This window comes from Streptomyces sp. NPDC055815 (assembly GCF_053616475.1).
Genome location: NZ_JBSHDU010000002.1, coordinates 203,670 through 221,853 on the forward strand (window position 1 = coordinate 203,670; position 18,184 = coordinate 221,853).

Annotated in this window: 19 protein-coding genes; 9 read left to right on the plus strand and 10 right to left on the minus strand. The window is 74.1% G+C overall.

What is annotated here, in order from left to right; all coding sequences use genetic code 11:
* Positions 1–62 precede the first annotated feature (62 nt).
* A complete protein-coding gene (locus ACWGN5_RS02685) occupies positions 63–689 on the minus strand; it encodes a YigZ family protein (protein ID WP_453510789.1) in 627 nt (208 codons plus the stop codon).
* A 55-nt stretch (positions 690–744) separates the two neighbouring features.
* A complete protein-coding gene (locus tag ACWGN5_RS02690; RefSeq protein WP_453510790.1) occupies positions 745–2,118 on the minus strand; it encodes a PucR family transcriptional regulator in 1,374 nt (457 codons plus the stop codon).
* 199 nt (positions 2,119–2,317) lie between these two features.
* Between ACWGN5_RS02690 and ACWGN5_RS02695 the strand changes: the two genes are divergently transcribed.
* The 3 genes from ACWGN5_RS02695 (at position 2,318) to ACWGN5_RS02705 (ending at position 5,911) form a co-directional block, all read left to right on the plus strand.
* Complete coding sequence (locus ACWGN5_RS02695; protein WP_453510791.1) at positions 2,318–3,805, plus strand: long-chain-fatty-acid--CoA ligase; 1,488 nt, start codon at positions 2,318–2,320, stop codon at positions 3,803–3,805.
* A gap of 68 nt (positions 3,806–3,873) precedes the next feature.
* Positions 3,874–5,358: a carboxylesterase/lipase family protein gene (locus ACWGN5_RS02700; protein WP_453510792.1), complete on the plus strand. Its 1,485-nt coding sequence runs from the start codon at positions 3,874–3,876 to the stop codon at positions 5,356–5,358.
* Positions 5,359–5,470: 112 nt separating this feature from the next.
* Positions 5,471–5,911, plus strand: a complete 441-nt coding sequence (locus tag ACWGN5_RS02705) for a CoA-binding protein (protein WP_453510793.1) — start codon at positions 5,471–5,473, stop codon at positions 5,909–5,911.
* A 12-nt stretch (positions 5,912–5,923) separates the two neighbouring features.
* On the opposite strand, the gene ACWGN5_RS02710 is transcribed toward ACWGN5_RS02705, so the two are convergent.
* Positions 5,924–6,487, minus strand: coding sequence for a YbaK/EbsC family protein (locus ACWGN5_RS02710; RefSeq protein ID WP_453510794.1), 564 nt, complete (start codon positions 6,485–6,487; stop codon positions 5,924–5,926).
* Positions 6,488–6,531: 44 nt separating this feature from the next.
* A complete protein-coding gene (locus ACWGN5_RS02715) occupies positions 6,532–7,104 on the minus strand; it encodes a helix-turn-helix domain-containing protein (RefSeq protein ID WP_453510795.1) in 573 nt (190 codons plus the stop codon).
* A 104-nt stretch (positions 7,105–7,208) separates the two neighbouring features.
* On the opposite strand from ACWGN5_RS02715, the gene ACWGN5_RS02720 reads away from it, so the two are divergent.
* Entirely contained in the window at positions 7,209–8,072 is an 864-nt protein-coding gene (locus ACWGN5_RS02720) for an EamA family transporter (protein WP_453510796.1), read from the plus strand.
* 43 nt (positions 8,073–8,115) lie between these two features.
* Here ACWGN5_RS02720 and ACWGN5_RS02725 read toward each other — a convergent pair whose 3' ends face one another.
* Positions 8,116–8,883, minus strand: coding sequence for an acyltransferase (locus ACWGN5_RS02725; RefSeq protein ID WP_453510797.1), 768 nt, complete (start codon positions 8,881–8,883; stop codon positions 8,116–8,118).
* 131 nt (positions 8,884–9,014) lie between these two features.
* On the opposite strand from ACWGN5_RS02725, the gene ACWGN5_RS02730 reads away from it, so the two are divergent.
* Entirely contained in the window at positions 9,015–9,542 is a 528-nt protein-coding gene (locus ACWGN5_RS02730; protein ID WP_453510798.1) for a gamma carbonic anhydrase family protein, read from the plus strand.
* A 70-nt stretch (positions 9,543–9,612) separates the two neighbouring features.
* Here the strand turns inward: ACWGN5_RS02730 and ACWGN5_RS02735 are convergent, their stop codons facing one another.
* Both ACWGN5_RS02735 and ACWGN5_RS02740 read right to left on the minus strand, forming a co-directional pair.
* A complete protein-coding gene (locus tag ACWGN5_RS02735) occupies positions 9,613–10,266 on the minus strand; it encodes a DedA family protein (RefSeq protein WP_453510799.1) in 654 nt (217 codons plus the stop codon).
* A 179-nt stretch (positions 10,267–10,445) separates the two neighbouring features.
* Positions 10,446–10,898, minus strand: coding sequence for a DUF4442 domain-containing protein (locus tag ACWGN5_RS02740; protein WP_453510800.1), 453 nt, complete (start codon positions 10,896–10,898; stop codon positions 10,446–10,448).
* Between the two features lie 106 nt (positions 10,899–11,004).
* Between ACWGN5_RS02740 and ACWGN5_RS02745 the strand changes: the two genes are divergently transcribed.
* Together ACWGN5_RS02745 and ACWGN5_RS02750 are read left to right on the plus strand one after the other, a co-directional pair.
* Positions 11,005–12,150: a hypothetical protein gene (locus ACWGN5_RS02745; protein ID WP_453510801.1), complete on the plus strand. Its 1,146-nt coding sequence runs from the start codon at positions 11,005–11,007 to the stop codon at positions 12,148–12,150.
* A gap of 124 nt (positions 12,151–12,274) precedes the next feature.
* On the plus strand, positions 12,275–13,612 hold the full coding sequence (locus tag ACWGN5_RS02750; protein ID WP_453510802.1) for an MFS transporter: 1,338 nt from the start codon (positions 12,275–12,277) through the stop codon (positions 13,610–13,612).
* On the opposite strand, the gene ACWGN5_RS02755 is transcribed toward ACWGN5_RS02750, so the two are convergent.
* The 3 genes from ACWGN5_RS02755 to ACWGN5_RS02765 form a co-directional block, all read right to left on the minus strand.
* Positions 13,574–14,419 carry a spermidine synthase gene (locus ACWGN5_RS02755; protein ID WP_453510803.1) on the minus strand — a complete coding sequence of 282 codons (846 nt, stop codon included), beginning with the start codon at positions 14,417–14,419 and terminating at the stop codon, positions 13,574–13,576. The genes ACWGN5_RS02750 and ACWGN5_RS02755 overlap by 39 nt on opposite strands.
* A gap of 120 nt (positions 14,420–14,539) precedes the next feature.
* Positions 14,540–15,409: a patatin-like phospholipase family protein gene (locus ACWGN5_RS02760; RefSeq protein ID WP_453510804.1), complete on the minus strand. Its 870-nt coding sequence runs from the start codon at positions 15,407–15,409 to the stop codon at positions 14,540–14,542.
* Between the two features lie 48 nt (positions 15,410–15,457).
* Entirely contained in the window at positions 15,458–16,159 is a 702-nt protein-coding gene (locus tag ACWGN5_RS02765; protein ID WP_453510805.1) for a DNA alkylation repair protein, read from the minus strand.
* A gap of 154 nt (positions 16,160–16,313) precedes the next feature.
* On the opposite strand from ACWGN5_RS02765, the gene ACWGN5_RS02770 reads away from it, so the two are divergent.
* The gene (locus tag ACWGN5_RS02770; protein ID WP_453510806.1) at positions 16,314–17,069 is read left to right on the plus strand and encodes a TVP38/TMEM64 family protein; all 756 of its coding nucleotides are present in this window, start codon (positions 16,314–16,316) and stop codon (positions 17,067–17,069) included.
* 95 nt (positions 17,070–17,164) lie between these two features.
* On the plus strand, positions 17,165–18,040 hold the full coding sequence (locus ACWGN5_RS02775) for an undecaprenyl-diphosphate phosphatase (RefSeq protein ID WP_453510807.1): 876 nt from the start codon (positions 17,165–17,167) through the stop codon (positions 18,038–18,040).
* Positions 18,041–18,184: the final 144 nt, after the last annotated feature.

The window sequence follows — 18,184 nt, forward strand, 5'->3', positions numbered from 1 at the left end:
CACGCGCACGCGTGGGGCGGCCCCCGGTGCGGGGCGGCCTTCGGTACGTCAGGTGTGACGCATCACGCGTCGCCGTACGCCTCGCCGCCGAGTTCGAAGGAGGCCGTGCCCGCGGTGGCGTCGGCGAGCCAGCCGCGGAAGGCGGGGACGTCCGCGTCCGGGAGGCCGATCTCGATCGTCACGGCGTCGGCGTACTGCACGTCGCGGACGGCGCGGCCGGTGGCCCGCAGATCGTTCTCCAGCTTGCCCGCGCGCTGGTGGTCGACGGTGACGGTGGCGAGCCGGAAGCGCTGCCGGGTGACGGTGCCGAGCGCGTCGAGCGCCTCGCCGACCACCCCTCCGTACGCGCGGATCAGACCGCCCGCGCCGAGCTTCACGCCGCCGTAGTAGCGGGTGACGACGGCGGCGACGTACCGCATCTCGCGGCGCAGCAGCATCTGGAGCATGGGGACGCCGGCCGTGCCGCCGGGCTCGCCGTCGTCGCTGGCCTTCTGTACGGAGGCGTCGGCGCCGAGGACGTACGCGAAGCAGTTGTGGGTGGCGGTCGGGTGCTCCCTGCGGATCCGCGCGACGAACTCCTGCGCCTCCCGCTCGTCGGCGACGGGTGCGAGCGCGCAGAGGAAGCGCGAGCGGTTGATCTCGGTCTCGTGCACACCCTCGCGGGCCAGCGTGCGGTACTGCTCCTGCATCCGACCAGCCTACGTTCCGCGGGGCCCGGGCTCGTCGGCGGCTGTTCCTGGCGCGCTACCGAAGGCCGGGCCCGGGCTCGGCGGCGGTGGCGTCGAGGCCCGCTTCGGGAGCCGGCGCCTCGGGCGTGAGTCCGGCGTACGGGAGGGCGCGGAGCGCGAGCGACCAGCCGAGGCGGGCGTCGCCGGACTCGCTGGAGCGGCCGGTGAGCTCCGCGATGCGGCCGATGCGGTTGAGGACGGTGTTGCGGTGGCAGTAGAGCTGTTCGGCGGCCCGGGAGGCCGAGCAGCCGTGGTCGAGCCAGACCCGGAGGGTCGTGAGGAGCGCCGCCCGCTCGCCGCCGGTGGCGAGCACCGGCCCGAGGTGGACGGTGACGATCCGCTCGGCGATGTCGGCGCGCCCGCTGAGCAGCACCTCGGCGAGCCGGTCGTCGAAGACGGCAGCCTCGCCGCCGCCGGCGGGGAGGGTACGGAGGGTCTGCTCGGCGAGCCGGAGCGCGCGTCCGGCCTGGGAGAGGCGTTCGAACTCCGGGGAGACGCCCGCGGTGGCGCCGGTCCGCTCGCGCAGGGCGGCGAGCAGGGTCCGTACGGCCGGGTCGGCACCGCGGCCCGTCACGGTCCCCGGCCGTCCTCCGTGGACCACACGGCGGGGCAGCCGGACGATGCCGGCGTAGCGGCCGGAGCGGGGCCGCCAGAAGGACCACATGCCCTGGGCCGCCAGGGCCGGCGCGGGGTGCGGCGGGGCGGCCGGGTCCTGTGCGGCGACCACGACGACGTACCGGTCGACGGCGGGCACGCCGAGCGCGGCCGCCGCGGCGGAGGCGACGGCCGGGTCGTCGGCGCGGCCGTCGAGCAGGGCCTCGAAGAGGGCGACGCGGCGGGTGTCCTGGCGGCTCTGCAGCTCCAGCTGGGCGATCCGGTACGCGTCGGCCATCGCGACCGAGTAGCGGTCGATGGTCTCCCAGACCTCGCTCGCCACGTCGAGTTCGAGGTCGCGGCTGTCGGACTGCCGCCCGGCCCGGCCCCTGAGGTGCTCGGCCATGACCTGCCACAGGACCCGGCCGCCGCGCCGGTAGGCCTGGAGCACGGTGTCGAGCGGGACGCCCTGCTCGGCGCGGCGGCGGCCGGTCTCGCGGGCCGCCGCCTCGAAGTCGCCGCCGGTCGGGGGGAGGCCGCCGAAGTCCTCCAGGGCCCGCCGGAGGTTGTCGCGGCAGACCTCCCAGAGGTCCTCGCGGGTGACGGGCGCGTCGGAGGCGTACGTACCGGAGTGGGCGCGGATGTCGTCGACGGCGCGGTCGGTGAGCCGGTCGACGTCGGAGAGCAGCGCGGTGGCGAGGGAGCGGCGCAGCGCCCCGGAGCCGCCGAGGGGGGTGCGGGTGCCGCCCGGGCGGGCCCCTGCGGGCTCGCCGGCGGTGGCCGGGCTGTGCGTCATGGCTCGCACGGTAACGCCGGGATTTGGCGATTGCCACGGTCCGGGCGCGACGGCGGGGCCGCTGCCCAGCTCGGCCGGCCGCATGGTGGGCATCTGCACATGGCGTCCGGGTCGCCCGGCGCACGATTCTGTGCGGTGTCAGCCGATCGTCGACAGCGCCGTCACCTCCGCTGTCGCCTCCGTGTCCCTGGAGCGTGTCATGTCACTGAGCGTCGCCGGTGTGCTGGGCGAGTCCGCCCGCCACTTCCCGGACCGGATCGCGGTCGTCGAGGGCGCGACCCGGCTCACCTACCGGGAGCTGTGGGCGGAGGCGCTGCGCTGCGCGGCGGGGCTGCGGGCGGCGGGGGTGAAGCCGGGTGACCGGCTCGCGGTGCTGCTGCCGAACACGACCGAGTTCCTGCGGGTGTACTACGGGGCGCTGGCGGCCGGTGCGACGGTCGTGCCGGTGCACGCGCTGCTTGTCGCCGACGAGGTGCGGTACGTCCTGGAGCACAGCGGCGCGGTCGGCATCGTGAGCGGCGGGCCGCTGTGGCCGGTGGCGGACGAGGCCGCGCGGGCCGCCGGGGTGCGGGCCTTCCAGGGCGCGCCGTCGGCCGCGGAGCCGCTGGCCGCGCCCGAGCCGGCCGCGCCCTCGGACACGGCCGTGATCCTCTACACGAGCGGGACGACGGGCCGCCCCAAGGGCGCCCTGCTCACCCATCTCAACATCGTCATGAACGCGTCCGTGACCTCGCAGGACCTGCTCGGTCTCGGTGCGGGCGACGTGGTCCTCGGCTGTCTGCCGCTCTTCCACAGCTACGGCCAGACGTGCGCGATGAACGGGACGCTCCGGCAGGGCGCGACGCTCGTCCTGATGCCCCGGTTCAGCGGTCCCGCGGCTCTCCGGGTGCTCGTCGACGAGGGCGTGACGGTCTTCATGGGCGTCCCGACGATGTACCACGCCCTGGTGGAGGCGGCCGCCGCCTCCGCGCCGCGTCCGGAGGCCCTGCGGGCCGCCGTGTCGGGCGGCGCGGCACTGCCGGTCGCCGTCCTGGAGCGCTTCGAGGAGGCCTTCGGCACCCGGGTCCTGGAGGGATACGGCCTGACGGAGACCTCCCCGGTCGCCACCTTCAACCAGCCGCACATCGGCCGCAGGCCGGGGACCGTCGGGCACCCGGTGTGGGGCGTCGAGGTGGGGATCGCGGACGCCGCGGTCGAGGGGGAGGTCCGGCTGCTCGCGGACGGCGCGATCGGGGAGGTGGTGGTGCGCGGGCACAACGTGTTCGCCGGGTACCTCGACGACCCCGCGGCGACGGCCGCCGCGATCGTGGACGGCTGGTTCCGCACGGGCGACCTGGGCGTGCGGGGCGAGGAGGGCTTCCTGCGGATCGTGGACCGCAAGAAGGACCTGGTCATCCGGGGCGGCTTCAACATCTACCCGCGCGAGGTCGAGGAGGTCCTGGTGCGTCACCCCTCGGTCGCGGAGGTCGCGGTGATCGGCGTCCCCGACGAGGCGAAGGGCGAGGAGGTGTGCGCGGTGGTGGTACGCCGGGCCGGCGCCGCCCCGCTCTCCGCGGAGGAGCTCGTCGACTGGTCCCGGGACCGGCTCGGCCGCCACAAGTACCCCCGGATCGTGCGGTTCGTCGAGGAGCTGCCGCTCGGCCCGACGGGAAAGGTCCTCAAGCGCGCGCTGGTGTCGCGGGGTTGACCGCGGACCCCGCCGTGACCGCATGATCTGGACGGTGCGTCACCGTCCACCCGAGAAAAGGTGAATCGATGTCGGAGTACGTCGCTGAACACGTCCAGGACGGTCCCGGGGTACGCACGCGGAACGGAGTCCTGCGCGGCAGTCTGAAGGACGAGGTGGCGGCCTTCCTCGGAATCCCCTACGCGCAGGCCCCCGTCGGGGCGCTGCGGTTCCGCGCACCGGAGCCGGCGGAGCCCTGGGAGGGGGTGCGGGAGGCCACCGCGTTCGGGCCGACGGCGCCCAAGCGCCCGTACGGCCCGCCGCTCGACGTATTGCTCCCGGACCCCGAGGTCGCGGGCGACGACTGCCTCAACCTCAACGTCTGGGCGCCCTGGCCGGCCGCCGGCCCCGGCGACGGCGGGCGTGCCGTCATGGTCTGGATCCACGGCGGGTCGCTGATCCACGGCTCCTCGGCGGTCCCCGTCTACGACGGCACCGCCTTCGCCCGGGACGGCGTGGTGCTCGTCTCGGTCAACTACCGGCTCGGCATCGAGGGGTTCGGGGTCTTCCCCGACGCGCCGGCCAATCTCGGTCTGCGCGACCAGATCGCCGCGCTGACCTGGGTACGGGAGAACATCGAGGCCTTCGGCGGGGACCCGGAGCGGGTCACCGTGTTCGGCGAGTCGGCCGGGGCGATCTCGATCGCCGCCCTGCTGGCCTCGCCGCTGGCGAAGGGCCTGTTCCGGCGGGCCGTGATCCAGAGCGGTGCGCCGAGCGCCCGGTCGGTCGAGGTCGCCCGGCGGACCACGGCGGCGATCGCCGCGCGGCTCAGGGTGCCGGCGACGGCGGAGGCGTTCGCCCGCGTGGACCGCGAGCGGCTGCTCGCGGCGCAGACCGCGGTGACGGGCAAGGGCAATCCGGTGCTCAGCGGCCACGCCTTCCACCTCGCCGTGGACGGCGACGTCCTGCCGGACCATCCGGGGGACCTGCTCGCGGACGGTGCTTCGGCGGACGTGGAGCTGCTGATGGGCACGAACACGGACGAGTACCGGCTGTGGTTCGTGCCGGGCGGGCACACCGAGAAGGTGGGGTCGCTGGCGCAGCGGTTCCTGCTCCGGCGGGGGCGAATATCGCCCCGTGTGGCGCAGGTGTACCGGGCGGAGCGGCCGCAGGAGAAGCCGGGCGAGGTCCTGGGCGTGCTCGCGGCGGACAAGCTGCTGCGGATCCCGCAGAACCTGTACGCGGACTTCCGGCTGAGCGGCGGGGCCGCGGCGACGTATCTGTACGAGTTCGGCTGGCCCTCCCCCGTCCAGGACCTGGGCGCCTGCCACGCGCTCGAACTCGGCTTCGTCTTCGACACGCTCGACCAGCCGGAGACGCGCGCGCTGACGGGCCCGGACGCTCCGCAGGCCCTGGCCACGGCCATGCACGCGGCCTGGGTGGCGTTCGCGAAGACCGGCGACCCGGGCTGGCGCCGGTGGGACCCGGCCCGTCCGGTGATGACCTTCGGCCCGGGTCTGCCGTCCCTGGTCGAGGCGCCGCGGGAGACCGAACGGCGGGCATGGGAGGGCTGACCGGCCCGTAGGGGACATCTCGGGGCCGCTGGTCCAGGCGTACGGGAATCACGGCCCGCCGCGGCTCGTTCACGTGGAGGACGGGCCGCGCCGACGAGAGGCAGCAGAAGCGATGAGCGTAGACACGACGACCACGGACCCCACCCCGTACTCCGCGTCGGAGGCGGTGCGGCGGATCCTGACGTCCACGGGCGACACGTGGGCGGTGGTCGGCCTCTCGTCGAACCGGGCCCGGGCCGCGTACGGGGTGGCGGCGGTCCTCCAGCGCTTCGGCAAGCGGATCGTCCCGGTCCACCCGAAGGCGGAGACGGTCCACGGCGAGCAGGGGTACGCCTCGCTCGCCGACATCCCGTTCCCGGTGGACGTCGTCGACGTCTTCGTGAACAGCGACCTGGCCGGCGCCGTCGCGGACGAGGCCGTCGCGATCGGCGCCAAGGCGGTCTGGTTCCAGCTGGACGTCATCGACGACGAGGCCTTCGCCCGCACGCGCGAGGCGGGCCTCGACATGGTCATGGACCGCTGCCCCGCCATCGAGATACCGCGTCTGGGCTGAGTGCCCGGGGGTTCAGCCGACGGGGACGCCGAGGGCCTCCAGGACGACGGCGCCGGGGAGTTGGGCGAAGGCCTTGCCGGGGACGATGAGCTTGCCCCGGCGACGGCCGCTGCCGACGAGGACCCACGGGGTGTCGACGACGGCGGCGTCGACGAGGAGCGGCCAGTCGGCGGGGAGGCCGACGGGGGTGATCCCGCCGTACTCCATGCCGGTCTCGCCGGTCGCTGCGTCCATGGGGGCGAACGAGGCCTTGCGGGCGCCGAGGTGCTTGCGGACGACGCCGTTGACGTCGACGCGGGTCGCCGACTTCACGAGGCACGCGGCGAGGGTCGTCGTCTCGCCGCGCTTGCCCGCCACGACCACGCAGTTGGCGGACGCGTCGAGGAGCTCGGGCCCGTGGTGCTCGACGAAGACGGCCGTGTCGGCGATGGCCGGGTCGGTGTCCACGTACACCAGCTGGTCGGCCGGGACGGGGCCCGCCCAGGCGCGGACGGCGGCCGCGACGGGGTCGGTCAGCAGGTCGAGGCAGTCGGGGGCGGGCCGGGCGTCGTCGAAGTTTCCGATGGGTGCGCGCATGCGCCGCACGCTAACAACCGCGGGCCGGTGGACGGGGACCCGTCTCAGCGTACGGGCGGGATGGAGACGGCCATCGTCATCTCGGCCGGTTCGTCGCCGTCGTTGCGGTAGGAGTGCGCGACGTTGGCCTCGAAGACGGCGGACGTGCCGGCGGGCAGCGGGTGCTCCGCGTCGTCCACGATCAGGGTGAGCGTCCCGGCGGTGACGTGCAGCAGCTCGACCGTGCCCTCCGGGTGCGGGTCGGAGGCGCTGCCCTCGCCCGGCATGAGGGTCCAGGACCAGAGCTCCAGCGGGCCGCGGGCCTCGGTGCCGACCAGGAGGGTGGTGTGGCTGCCGGTGGAGGTGGACCACATGCGGACGGCCTGCTCCGGCGGGACGAGGCGGACCTGGGGGCCCTGCTCGTAGTCGAGGAGGGTGGTGATGGAGACGCCGAGGGCGTCGGCCAGCTTCACGGTGGTGCCGACGCTGGGGTTGGTCCGGGCCTGCTCGATCTGGATGATCATGCCGCGGCTGACGCCCGCGCGGGCGGCGAGGGCGTCCAGGGTGAATCCCCGCTCCTTGCGCCAGCGCTTCAGGTTCCGGGCGAGCGACTGCGTGAGCTGGTCGAGGTCCGACACGTTCCGTCCAATATTCTGGATGACAGAGTTCAATGCAGTGAACTACGGTGGGATGCACCCGATGGTTCACTGCACTGTACTGCCGCACGCCCCTGCGAGGATTCATGACCGCCCTGTTCGCCCTGGCCACCAGCCTTCTCTGGGGCCTCGCCGACTTCGGGGGCGGGCTCCTCACCCGGCGGATCCCCGCCCTCACCGTCGTCGTGGTCTCCCAGACCCTCGCGGTGCTCGTCCTCGGCACGATCGTCCTCGCGACCGGCGCCTGGACCGAGGCGGGACCCCAGCTCTGGTACGCGGTCGGGGCCGGCGTCGTCGGCCCGGCGGCCATGCTCGCGTTCTACAAGGCGCTCGCGCTCGGCCCCATGGGCGTGGTCTCCCCGCTCGGCTCGCTCGGCGTCCTCGTCCCCGTCTCCGTCGGCCTGCTCGTCGGTGACCGGCCGGGGCTGCTCCAGTTCGCCGGGATCGCGGTGGCGATCCTCGGCGTGGTGCTCGCGGGCGGACCGGAGCTGCGCGGGGCGCCCGTCCAGCGCCAGGCGGTCCTGCTGACCCTGGTCGCGGCCTTCGGCTTCGGCTCGGTGATGGCGCTCATCGCGGAGGCGTCCACGACGGTCACGGGCCTGTTCCTCGCCCTGTTCGTCCAGCGCGTCACCAACGTCCTGGTCGGCGGCGGAGCCCTGTACGCCTCGGTGCGGCGCGGCGGCCGCGCGCTCCCCGAGGGCGGCTCCGGGGTCGTCCGGGCCGCGCTCCCGGCCCTCGCCTTCGTGGGCCTGGCGGACGTCGCCGCCAACGGCACGTACGCGCTCGCCGCCCAGCAGGGCCCGGTCACCGTCGCCGCCGTCCTCGCCAGCCTGTACCCGGTGGTCACCGCCCTGGCGGCCCGCGGCGTCCTCAAGGAACGCCTCCGCGCCGTCCAGGCGGCGGGCGCGGGCCTCGCCCTGGTGGGCACGGTCCTCCTGGCGACGGGCTAGCCACCGGCCCCCGGCCGGACCCGGACCGGCAGGGACCGTCAGATCACGACGGGACGGACTCGGAGCTGCCCGTGCGCTGGGCCTCCCACACCGCGAGGGCCGCCAGCTGCTCGGGGGTGACGTGTTCCGGGATCGGGGTCGGGGCCGGGGTGCGGAGCGGGGGCTGCCAGCCGCTCTCCGGGTCCCAGCTGCGGACGACCTTCGCCGGGGCGCCCGCCACGACCGAGTGGTCGGGGACCTCACCGCGTACCACCGCGCCCGCCGCGACGACGACGTTCCGGCCGAGGCGCGCCCCGGGGAGGATCACGGCGCCCGTGCCGAGCCAGCAGCCGGGGCCGATGGAGACCGGTTCCGAGCGGGGCCACTGGCGGCCGACGGGCTCGTCGGGGTCGTCGTAACTGTGGTTGGTCGAGGTGATGTAGACGTACGGCCCGCAGTACGTGTCCGAGCCGATCGTCACCTTCGCGTCGGCGATGACATGGCTGCCGCGCCCGAGGACGACCCCGTCGCCGAGGGTCAGGACCGTGTCCTTCCCCAGGTCGAGGTCCGGCAGCATCCCCGCCGTCAGCGTGACCTGCTCGGCGATGATGCAGCACTCGCCGATCTCGATCCACGGGTCACCGAAGACCGTGCCCTGCGGGAAGGCGAGCCGGGTGCCCGCGCCGAGGCGGCGGAACCGCAGCTTCCCCGGGTGTTCGGCGGTGACGGAGCCGGCCTGCTGCACCCAGCGCCAGCCGCCCTGCACGGCACGGGCGAGGACCCGGCGCCGCCAGGCGGCGAGGGATGAGAACGTGTTTCTGTTCCTGGGCACCCGGCCACCGTAGTCGGCGCCGTCGTACCTGATCACCGCGGTGCGCTGTGATGTCCGTCATGAGCACGGCATAGGCTGCGCCCGGGGGCACCCCCGGGCGTGACACGACGGCTGACGATCAGGAGCGAACCATGACAGAGGCGTTGATCAAGGGAGTGGGCGGCAAGGAGCCGCAGATCGACCCGACCGCCTTCACCGCCCCGACCTCCGTCGTGCTCGGCGAGGTCACCCTCGGCGCGCGCGCCAGCGTCTGGTACCACGCGGTGCTGCGGGCGGACTGCGGTCCGATCGCGATCGGCGAGGACTCCAACATCCAGGACAACTGCACCGTCCACGTCGACCCCGGCTTCCCCGTCTCCATCGGCGACCGGGTCACCGTCGGCCACAACGCGACCGTGCACGGCTGTGTGATCGAGGACGACGTGCTCGTCGGCATGGGCGCGACGGTCCTCAACGGGGCCCGGATCGGCGCCGGCTCCCTCGTCGCCGCCCAGGCGCTCGTCCCGCAGGGCATGGAGATCCCGCCGGGCTCGCTGGTCGCCGGGGTCCCCGCCAAGGTGCGCCGCCCGCTCACCGACGAGGAGAAGGCGGGCATCCAGCTGAACGCCGAGATGTACCTGCTGCTCGCCAAGGGCCACGCCGAGGCCTTCGAGGACTGAGGGACGCATGACGGAGGGCGGCTCCCCTTCCCGGGTGCCGCCCTCCGTCGCGTACACGCGCCGTTTACGCTCAGTCCGCCGCCGGGACCGGCTCCGGCTCCGCGGCCTCGGTCCGCTGCGCGGCCGCCTTCTTGGCGCGGTTCTTCACGATCAGCATCGAGGCGATGCCGATCAGGACGGCGAGGACGAGACCCAGCCAGGAGAAGCGCTTGAGCCAGGCCTCGGCGACGATGCCGACCGAGTAGATGACGGCCGTGGTGCCGCCGGCCCAGAGGATGCCGCCGAGGACGTTGGCGACGAGGAACTTCCAGTACGGCATGTGCAGGACGCCGGCGAGCGGGCCCGCGAAGATCCGGAGGAGGGCGATGAAGCGGCCGAAGAAGACCGCCCACATGCCCCACTTCTGGAAGGAGTTCTCGGCGAGCCCGATGTTGGCCTCGCTGAAGTGCTTGGGGAACTTCCTGCCCAGCCAGGCGAGCAGCGGCCGCCCGCCCTTGCGGCCGATCGCGTAACCGATCGAGTCGCCGATGATCGCGCCGGCGGTGGCGCAGGCGCCGAGGACGTACGGATTGATGTCGCCGTGCTGCGAGGCGAGCAGCGCCGAGCTCACGAGCACGATCTCGCCGGGGAGCGGGATGCCGAGGCTCTCCAGCCCGATCACCACCCCCACAAGGACGTAGACGGCGACCGCGGGGATCGTCTCCAGCCACTCCTGGACGTGCACGCGGTTCCTCCCGTGTCGGCTGCTCGGCTGCTCGCGGGCCCGGCACGCACGTCGGCGGGCACGCCGGGGAAGCCTACCTGGTCAGGATGGACGGACCTCGACTCCGAGGGGACGCCTCCCAGAACACGGCCGCCCCCGCACCCGGGGCGGGTGCGGGGGCGGTACGCGGCGTCCCGGGGTCAGGAGTTCGGGCGCAGGGTCCACACGACGGTCATCTCGCCGGTCACGGCGCCGTCCTCGCGGGTGATGTCGATCTTGACCGGGAACTCCGGCCGCTCCCCGGCGTCGAGTTCGGCGACGACCTCGGCGGCGGGGCGGCCGAGGGTGGCGGTGGCGGTGACGACGCCCATGGCCAGCTTCTTGTAGCCGATCTCGGCGCTGACGGCGAGCGGGACCGCGCGGCCCAGCTGGTCGCCGAAGGCGGCGAGCACGATGGCGCCGCTGGCGGACTCGGCCAGGGTGAACATCGCTCCGGCGTGCGGGCCGCCGACGTGGTTGTGGTAGGCGGGCTGGTCCGGGAGGCGCACGACGGCGCGCTCGGCTGTGGTCTCCAGGAACTCCAGGTTCAGGGTTCCGGCCATGGGGACCGTGGCGGCGAGCATCTCGCCGACGGACATCTGGTCTGCGCTCATGGACCGTGATGTTACCCACGAGTAGCAGCCTTGGCCATCCCCCTCCGGCCCCCGGCACGGGGGCGGGCGTGGTCGAGCGGCCCGCGCACCTCTATGGTTACTGGCCATGTGGCCAGGACAGCAGCCGCCCGGGGGCGAGCAGAACCCGCAGGACCAGAGTCAGAACCCCTACCAGCAGTCGGGGTACCAGCAGCCGAACCCGTATCAGCAGCCGCCTGCCCAGCCCGGGTACCCGCAGCAGCCGCCGACACAGCCCGGCTATCCGCAGCAGCCGCCGACGCAGCCGGGCTACCCCCAGCAGCCGCCCGCGCAGCCCGGTCAACCGCAGCAGGGGTACGCCCCGCAGCCGGGTTACCCGAACCCGTACCAGCAGCCGACCGTGCCGCAGCAGTACGCCGTGCCGGGTCCCGGACAGCCCGGTGGGCCCGACGGCGGGAAGAAGAAGCAGACGACGATCGTGGCGATCGTCGCCGCCACCGCCGTGGTCGTCGCGGCCGGCGTCACCGGTTTCCTCGTGCTCGGCAGCGACGACGAGAAGAACAAGGCCGACGACCCCAAGCCGTCCGTGACGGCCACCGCCTCCGCGGACCCCTCGTCCGCGCCCGCGCCGAGCCAGTCCTCCGGGATCGCCAACCCGCGCGACGGTGCGGCGCAGCAGCCGACGATCCCCGGCTGGAAGGTCGTCTACAACCCGAAGTACGGCACCCTCTTCGACGTACCGCCGGAGTGGGAGGTGTACAAGCCGGGCTCGATCACCTTCTTCGAGGACGAGAAGAAGGGCGGCGGCACCCCGCTGGTGACGATGTCCAGCCCCACCGGCTTCAAGAGCAAGTGGTGCACGTACGACGTCGACAAGAACGGCACCGAGGAGACCTGGGGCCTGTCCACGGCCGGCACCAAGGGCGGCCAGGGCGCCAAGGACACCTCCTCCCTCGCCCGCAGCGAGGCCGGCACCTGGGTGTGGGGCGGCTACGCCCAGCACATGCCGCAGAGCACCATCAAGATCACCAAGCCGGTGCCGTACACGACGAAGTCCGGCCTCACCGGCAGCATGGCGACGGCCATGGCGCCGGGCGTCAAGAAGCGCAACAAGTGCGAGACGGACGGCAAGTCCATCGCCTTCTCCTTCAAGAACGCCGCGGGCGACTTCTCGACCTGGGTGCTCTACGGGGCCGACGGCGTCAAGGACGAGCTGCCCGACGCGACGATCCGCCAGATCCTCTCCACGGTCCGGCTCGCGCCCTCCGCCTGACCCTCCGGCCACCGGGCCCGGCCACGCCGGTCCCGGTGGCCCCGGCCGGCCGGGCTCCCGCGCCCTGACGGACCGTCCGGATATCGGGTTGGCAGTACGGGGAGGCGACAGGGATAGTCCCGGGGTGACCACACCCGCCTCCTCCCCCTCCCCCCGCCGGACCGCCCCCCGCTCCCGCCGTCCCGAGTGGGCCGGCCGCAACTACCTCCTGCTCACCGCCGCCACGATCGTGACCAACCTCGGCACGCACGGCGCGCTGATCGCCACGACCTGGGCGGTCTTCGACTCCGGGGGCTCCGCCGGCGACGTGGGCCTCGTGGCCATGGCCCGCTTCCTGCCGCTGGTCCTCTTCCTGCTCATCGGCGGCGCGGTCGCCGACCGGCTGCCCCGGCACCGGGTGATGGTCGCCGCGAACGCCCTCAACTGCGTCTCGCAGGCCGCCTTCGCCGTCCTCGTGCTCTCCGGCGAGGCCCGCATCTGGCAGATGATGGTGCTCACCGCGCTCTGCGGCACCGGCCAGGCCTTCTTCAACCCGGCGGCCGAGGGCATGCTCATGGCCAGCGTCAGCGGGGAGCAGGCCAGTCGCGCCTTCGCCGTCTTCCGGATGGCGATGCACGGCGCGGCCATCGGCGGCGCCGCGCTCGGCGGCGCGCTCGTCGCCTTCGTCGGACCGGGCTGGGTCCTCGCCATCGACGCGGTCGCCTTCGCCGTCGCGGGCGGTCTGCGCGCCTTCCTCGACGTGAGCGGCATCCCCGACCGCGCCCCCGGCGGCGGGCTCTTCGCGGATCTGCGGGAGGGCTGGCAGGAGTTCGTCGGCCGGCCCTGGCTGTGGTCGATCGTCGCCCAGTTCTCCGTGGTGGTGGGACTGATCGGCGCGGTCGAGTCGGTGTACGGACCGCTGGTCGCCCGGGACGAGCTGGGCGGCTCGCGCCCCTGGGGCATCGCGCTCGCCGCGTACGGGGCGGGAACCGTCGCGGGCGCCGTCCTGATGACCCGCTGGAAACCGCGCCGGATGCTGTTCGTCGGGACCCTGTGCGTCTTCCCCATCGCGCTGCCCTCGGCGGCGCTCGCGGTGCCGCTGGACGCGGCGGGCCTCACGGCGGCGATGTTCGTCAGCGGTGTGGCGATCGAGGTCTTCGGCGTCTCCTGGATGACGACCATGCACCAGGAGATCCCGGAGGAGAAGCTGTCCCGGGTCTCCGCGTACGACTGGTTCGGCTCGACGGCGCTGCTGCCGCTGTCCACGGCCCTCGCGGGCCCGGCGGAGAGCGCGTTCGGCCGGAGCGAGGCGCTGTGGGGCGCGGCGGCCCTGATGGTGCTCGTCACCGCGCTCGTCCTGTTCGTGCCGGACGTACGGAACCTGACGCGGCGCCCGCACACGAAGGAGGTCGCGGGCGGGCCGGCCACGGAGGCCCCGGGCGCCTCAGCCGATGCCGAAGGCGCCCTCCGGGGGAACGGGTGACGGTACGGCCCCGGAGTCGAGGACCGGTTCGGCGCCGCCGGTGAACCGGGTCAGCGTCTCCCCGTGCTCCACGCGCGCGGGGAAGGCGTCGGCCGCCGCACGGCGCGCGAGGTGGGCGATGTCGATCGGGCGGCCCGAGGCGACCAGGACCGCGTTCCCGAACCGGCGGCCGCGCAGCACGGCGGGCTCCGCGACGAGCGCGAGCTCCGGGAAGACGGCGGCGAAGGTGGCGAGCTGGGAGCGGAGGAAGGGGAACGGCGCGCCGTCGGCCAGGTTGGCGGCGTAGAGCCCGCCGGGCCGCAGTACCCGCCGGACCTCGCGCGCGTACTCGACGGAGGTGAGGTGCGCGGGCACCCGCGAGCCGCCGAAGACGTCACCCACGATCAGATCGGCCGAGGCGTCCGGAGCCGCCTCCAGCCAGGCCCGGGCGTCCGCCCCGTGCACGGTGGTCCCCGAGCCCTCGGGCAGCGGCAGGTGCTCCTCGACCAGCGCGAGCAGCCCCCGGTCGGCCTCGACGACGTCCTGCCGCGAGCCGGGCCGGGTGACCGCCACATACCGGGGCAGCGAGAGCGCCCCGCCGCCCAGGTGCAGGACGTCGAGGGGCGCGCCGGGCTCGTCGGCACCGTCGACGACATGGGCGAGGCGCCGCGCGTACTCGAACTCCAGGTAGGCCGGATCGTCGAGGTCGACGTACGACTGGGGCGCCCCGTCGACGGTCAGCAGCCAGGCCCGCTCCCGATCGACATCGGGCAGGAGACGCGCGGTGCCGTGGTCGACTTCGCGGATGACGGGAATGGGCTCGTTCACGCCTTCATTGTGCCGTTCCAGCTGTGGGCAATCGTTCCGCAGGGGCGGAACGGGTGGGCACAGCCCCCGGTGCCGGGTTCCGGCCTGCTGCGCGGTGACCGCGAGGGCCCACCCGGGCCGTCAGGCCCACACCGCCGCGACGGCCGACGCATGGGCCTCAGCCTGCGCCCGCCCCGCCCGCGCCGCCGCCGCCCGCCGCGCAGGGTCCAGCGCGTTCCGCCCCATCGCCTTCCGGGACGCCGCGTCCGGCGTGATCACCTCCACCCGCGCCCCACCGCCCGCGAGCTCCGCGCCCTGCCGCGCCGGCGAGAGCAGCACCTTGCTCCCCCGCGCGCTGGGCGCGACGACGACGATCCGGTCGCAGCCCGCGGCGAGGTGCGCGTTGGCGGTGGAGTGGATGCCGCCGTCGATCCAGCGCCGCCCGCCGACCGTCGCCGGGGGCCACACGCCGGGGATGGCGCAGCTCGCGGTGACGGCGTCGGTCAGCGGGACCCCGCTCTCCTCGTCGTAGGCGGTGAGTTCGCCGGTCTCGGCGTCGACCGCGGTGACGAGGAGCGGCCGCGCGGGCCAGTCCCCGGCCCGGCCGAGACGGCGGGCGACGGTCGCACGGCGCTCGGCCTCGGCGACGGTGGGGGCGGCGAGGGCGAGCCGGCCGAGCCTGCGCCCGTACTCCTCGGGGGTACGGGACCGGAGGACGGCCACGGCGTACCGGAGGATCATCGGGACGCCGAGCCGCGCGGCGGGTTCGGTGGCCTCCCCGTCGAGCTGCTGCTCGTACAGCGCGTCGAGCCCGCTCCGCCCGCAGGCGGCGAGCTGCGCGCCGACGACCGCCCCGGCGGAGCTGCCGACGATGAGATCGGCGCTGGTCAGATCGGTCCCGGCATCGAGGAGCCCGCGCAGCACCCCGATCTCCCAGCCGGCCCCGACGAGCCCACCGGACCCGAGCACGAGTGCCGTCAGCTTCCCCGCCCGCTTCCCCGTCTGCGTCATGTCCCGAGTCTCGCGCAGGAGTTGACCGGCCAGGCGGGCGGGGTGGGTTCAGAGGTTCTTGAGGGCCTCGCGGACGGAGAGCGGGGAGAGGCGGGAGCCGTGGGCGGCGACGAAGGCGCGGACTTCGGCGGGGGCGGTCTTGCCGTACTCGCGCAGGCTCCAGCCGATGGCCTTGCGGATGAAGAAGTCGGGGTGGGCCGAGCGGCGCAGGCAGTAGGCGAAGAGCCGGTCGGCGTCGGTGGCGTCCTTGTAGCGGAGCTGGTGGAGGAGGGCGGTGCGGGCGACCCACAGGTCCTCGTCGTCGATCCACCCGTCCATCTCGCGCGCGAGGGCGGGATCGGCCGCGACCAGGCCACCGACGACGTGGGCGGCGAGGTGGTCGACGGTGTCCCACCAGGAGACGGTGGTGACGAGGCGGCGGGCGACGGGCAGGAAGCCCGAGGAGCAGCGCGTGACGTGCCGGCGGAGGTAGTCGACGGCGAAGTAGTGGTACTCGCGCTCGGGGAGGGCGAAGCAGCGCAGGGCGATCGCCGTGCAGTCGGTCTCGTCGGGGCGCGGGGTGCCTTCGAGGACCGTGCGGGACAGGGCGCGGCGCTCGGGCGTGCGGATGCCGAGGAAGGGGGCCGCGCCCTTCATGTACGCGACCATCTCCTGGGCCCGGAAGGGGTTCCCCGCGGCGGGGTAGACCGTGGTGAGCCGCTCCAGGACGGTGTCGGCGAGGGCGCTCGCGGGCGGCGCGGTGTCGTTCATGGGGCCCTCTCGGTGACGGCGCGCTCCGGGGCGCTTCGGTCGGACGGTACGGGGGCGGACGAGCCGGGGCGCACCGGGAGGCCGGCCCTGGCGCACCCGGCGGACATGACGCACATTACGGCGCTCCTACGGACAGGTCCGCTACTCTCCCCGAATGCTCGCTCCCGTCCCCCGGCCGCCGGGCTCCCTCGCCGTCCGCTGCTCCCGGGCCCTGCTCTCCCCCCGCGCGCGGCTGTCGCTGCTGGCCCTGCTGCTGCTCTCGGCGGCCACCCTCGTGGTGCTGTACGAGCCGCAGCGAATGCTGGCCTCGGGCTGGCCGCCGCACACGAGCGGCGCCGGCGCGGTGCTGCTGTTCGGGCTCGCGTACGGGGTGTGCGCGGCGGCGTTCGTCCCGCGTCCGGTGCTCAATCTGGCGGCGGGCGCGCTGTTCGGTTCGGCGGCCGGTCTGACGGGCGCGCTGGCGGGGACGGTGCTCGGGGCGGGGATCGCGTTCACCCTGGGCCGGTTCCTGGGGCAGGACGCGCTGCGGCCGTTCGTGCGGGGCCGCTGGCTGACGGCGGCGGACGGGCAGCTGAGCCGGCACGGGTTCCGTTCGATGCTGGCGATCCGGTTGTTCCCGGGGGTGCCGTTCGCGGCGGCCAACTACTGCGCGGCCGTCTCCCGGATGCGGTACGTGCCGTTCCTCCTGGCGACGGCGCTCGGCTCCCTGCCGAACACGGCGGCGTACGTGGTGGCGGGTGCCCAGGCCGGTACGCCGGGCTCGCCGGCGTTCCTGTTCTCGGCGGGGTTCATCGTCCTGTCGGGCCTCGGCGGGGCGGTGGTGGCCTGGCGCAAGCGGCACGGCCTGCGGGCCGCGGCCGCTGCCCCGGCCGGGGAGCCCGAGCCGGAGCGGGAGCCGGTGCTCCGGTAGCTCCACGGGCCTCGCCATGGGCCCGTCATCTTGGGCATGTACGCTGCGCACGACCTTCTGACCGCACACGTACATAACGGGACGGCCGTAGCCCCATGAGTTGGTTCGAATCGTTCATCCTGGGACTCGTCCAGGGGCTGACGGAGTTCCTTCCCATCTCCTCCAGCGCGCACCTGCGTCTCACCGCGGCCTTCGCCGGCTGGGAGGACCCCGGTGCGGCGTTCACCGCGATTACCCAGATCGGCACGGAGACGGCGGTCCTGATCTACTTCCGCAAGGACATCGCCCGGATCGTCTCGGCCTGGTTCCGCTCCCTGACGGACAAGACGATGCGCTCGGACCACGACGCCCAGATGGGCTGGCTGGTGATCGTCGGCTCGATCCCGATCGGTGTCCTGGGCGTCACGCTGAAGGACCAGATCGAGGGCCCGTTCCGCGACCTGCGGCTCACCGCCACCACGCTGATCGTCATGGGCGTGGTCCTCGGCATCGCCGACCGGCTCGCCGCCCGCGACGAGGCCGGCGGCCGGCACCGGGCCGCGCGCGAGCGCAAGACGCTCCGCGACCTCGGCGTGCGGGACGGCCTGATCTACGGCGTCTGCCAGGCGATGGCGCTCATCCCCGGCGTCTCCCGGTCCGGCGCGACCATCTCCGGCGGTCTGCTCATGGGCTACACCCGCGAGGCGGCCGCCCGCTACTCCTTCCTGCTCGCCATCCCGGCGGTACTGGCCTCCGGCGGCATGGAGCTGAAGGACGCGGCCGAGGACGGCAGCGTCTCCTGGGGCCCGACGATCTTCGCCACGATCATCGCCTTCGCCGTCGGTTACGCGGTGATCGCCTGGTTCATGAAGTTCATCACCACGAAGTCCTTCATGCCGTTCGTGATCTACCGGATCGCGCTGGGCATCCTGCTGTTCATCCTGGTCGGCACGGACGTCCTCAGCCCCCACGCAGGCGAGTCCGCCGGCTGACGGAGTTGACACAGAAGGGCCCGCACGGTCGACCCCCCGGCGGGCCCGTCCGCATTCCCGCCCCCCGCGTCCCCTCCCCCCGCACGTGGGTAGCGTTTATGGGCCACGGCCCCAGGCGCCCCCCACGGAAAACCGGGGTGACAA

Excerpts from the sequence above, each read along its gene's own strand:
- ACWGN5_RS02775 (WP_453510807.1), top strand. The coding sequence starts at position 17,165 with ATGAGTTGGTTCGAATCGTTCATCCTGGGACTCGTCCAGGGGCTGACG.
- ACWGN5_RS02770 (WP_453510806.1), top strand. The coding sequence starts at position 16,314 with ATGCTCGCTCCCGTCCCCCGGCCGCCGGGCTCCCTCGCCGTCCGCTGC.
- ACWGN5_RS02740 (WP_453510800.1), bottom strand. The coding sequence starts at position 10,898 with ATGAGCGCAGACCAGATGTCCGTCGGCGAGATGCTCGCCGCCACGGTC.
- ACWGN5_RS02710 (WP_453510794.1), bottom strand. The coding sequence starts at position 6,487 with ATGCGCGCACCCATCGGAAACTTCGACGACGCCCGGCCCGCCCCCGAC.
- ACWGN5_RS02745 (WP_453510801.1), top strand. The coding sequence starts at position 11,005 with ATGTGGCCAGGACAGCAGCCGCCCGGGGGCGAGCAGAACCCGCAGGAC.
- ACWGN5_RS02765 (WP_453510805.1), bottom strand. The coding sequence starts at position 16,159 with ATGAACGACACCGCGCCGCCCGCGAGCGCCCTCGCCGACACCGTCCTG.
- ACWGN5_RS02690 (WP_453510790.1), bottom strand. The coding sequence starts at position 2,118 with ATGACGCACAGCCCGGCCACCGCCGGCGAGCCCGCAGGGGCCCGCCCG.
- ACWGN5_RS02720 (WP_453510796.1), top strand. The coding sequence starts at position 7,209 with ATGACCGCCCTGTTCGCCCTGGCCACCAGCCTTCTCTGGGGCCTCGCC.
- ACWGN5_RS02705 (WP_453510793.1), top strand. The coding sequence starts at position 5,471 with ATGAGCGTAGACACGACGACCACGGACCCCACCCCGTACTCCGCGTCG.
- ACWGN5_RS02685 (WP_453510789.1), bottom strand. The coding sequence starts at position 689 with ATGCAGGAGCAGTACCGCACGCTGGCCCGCGAGGGTGTGCACGAGACC.
- ACWGN5_RS02695 (WP_453510791.1), top strand. The coding sequence starts at position 2,318 with ATGTCACTGAGCGTCGCCGGTGTGCTGGGCGAGTCCGCCCGCCACTTC.
- ACWGN5_RS02730 (WP_453510798.1), top strand. The coding sequence starts at position 9,015 with ATGACAGAGGCGTTGATCAAGGGAGTGGGCGGCAAGGAGCCGCAGATC.
- ACWGN5_RS02700 (WP_453510792.1), top strand. The coding sequence starts at position 3,874 with ATGTCGGAGTACGTCGCTGAACACGTCCAGGACGGTCCCGGGGTACGC.
- ACWGN5_RS02760 (WP_453510804.1), bottom strand. The coding sequence starts at position 15,409 with ATGACGCAGACGGGGAAGCGGGCGGGGAAGCTGACGGCACTCGTGCTC.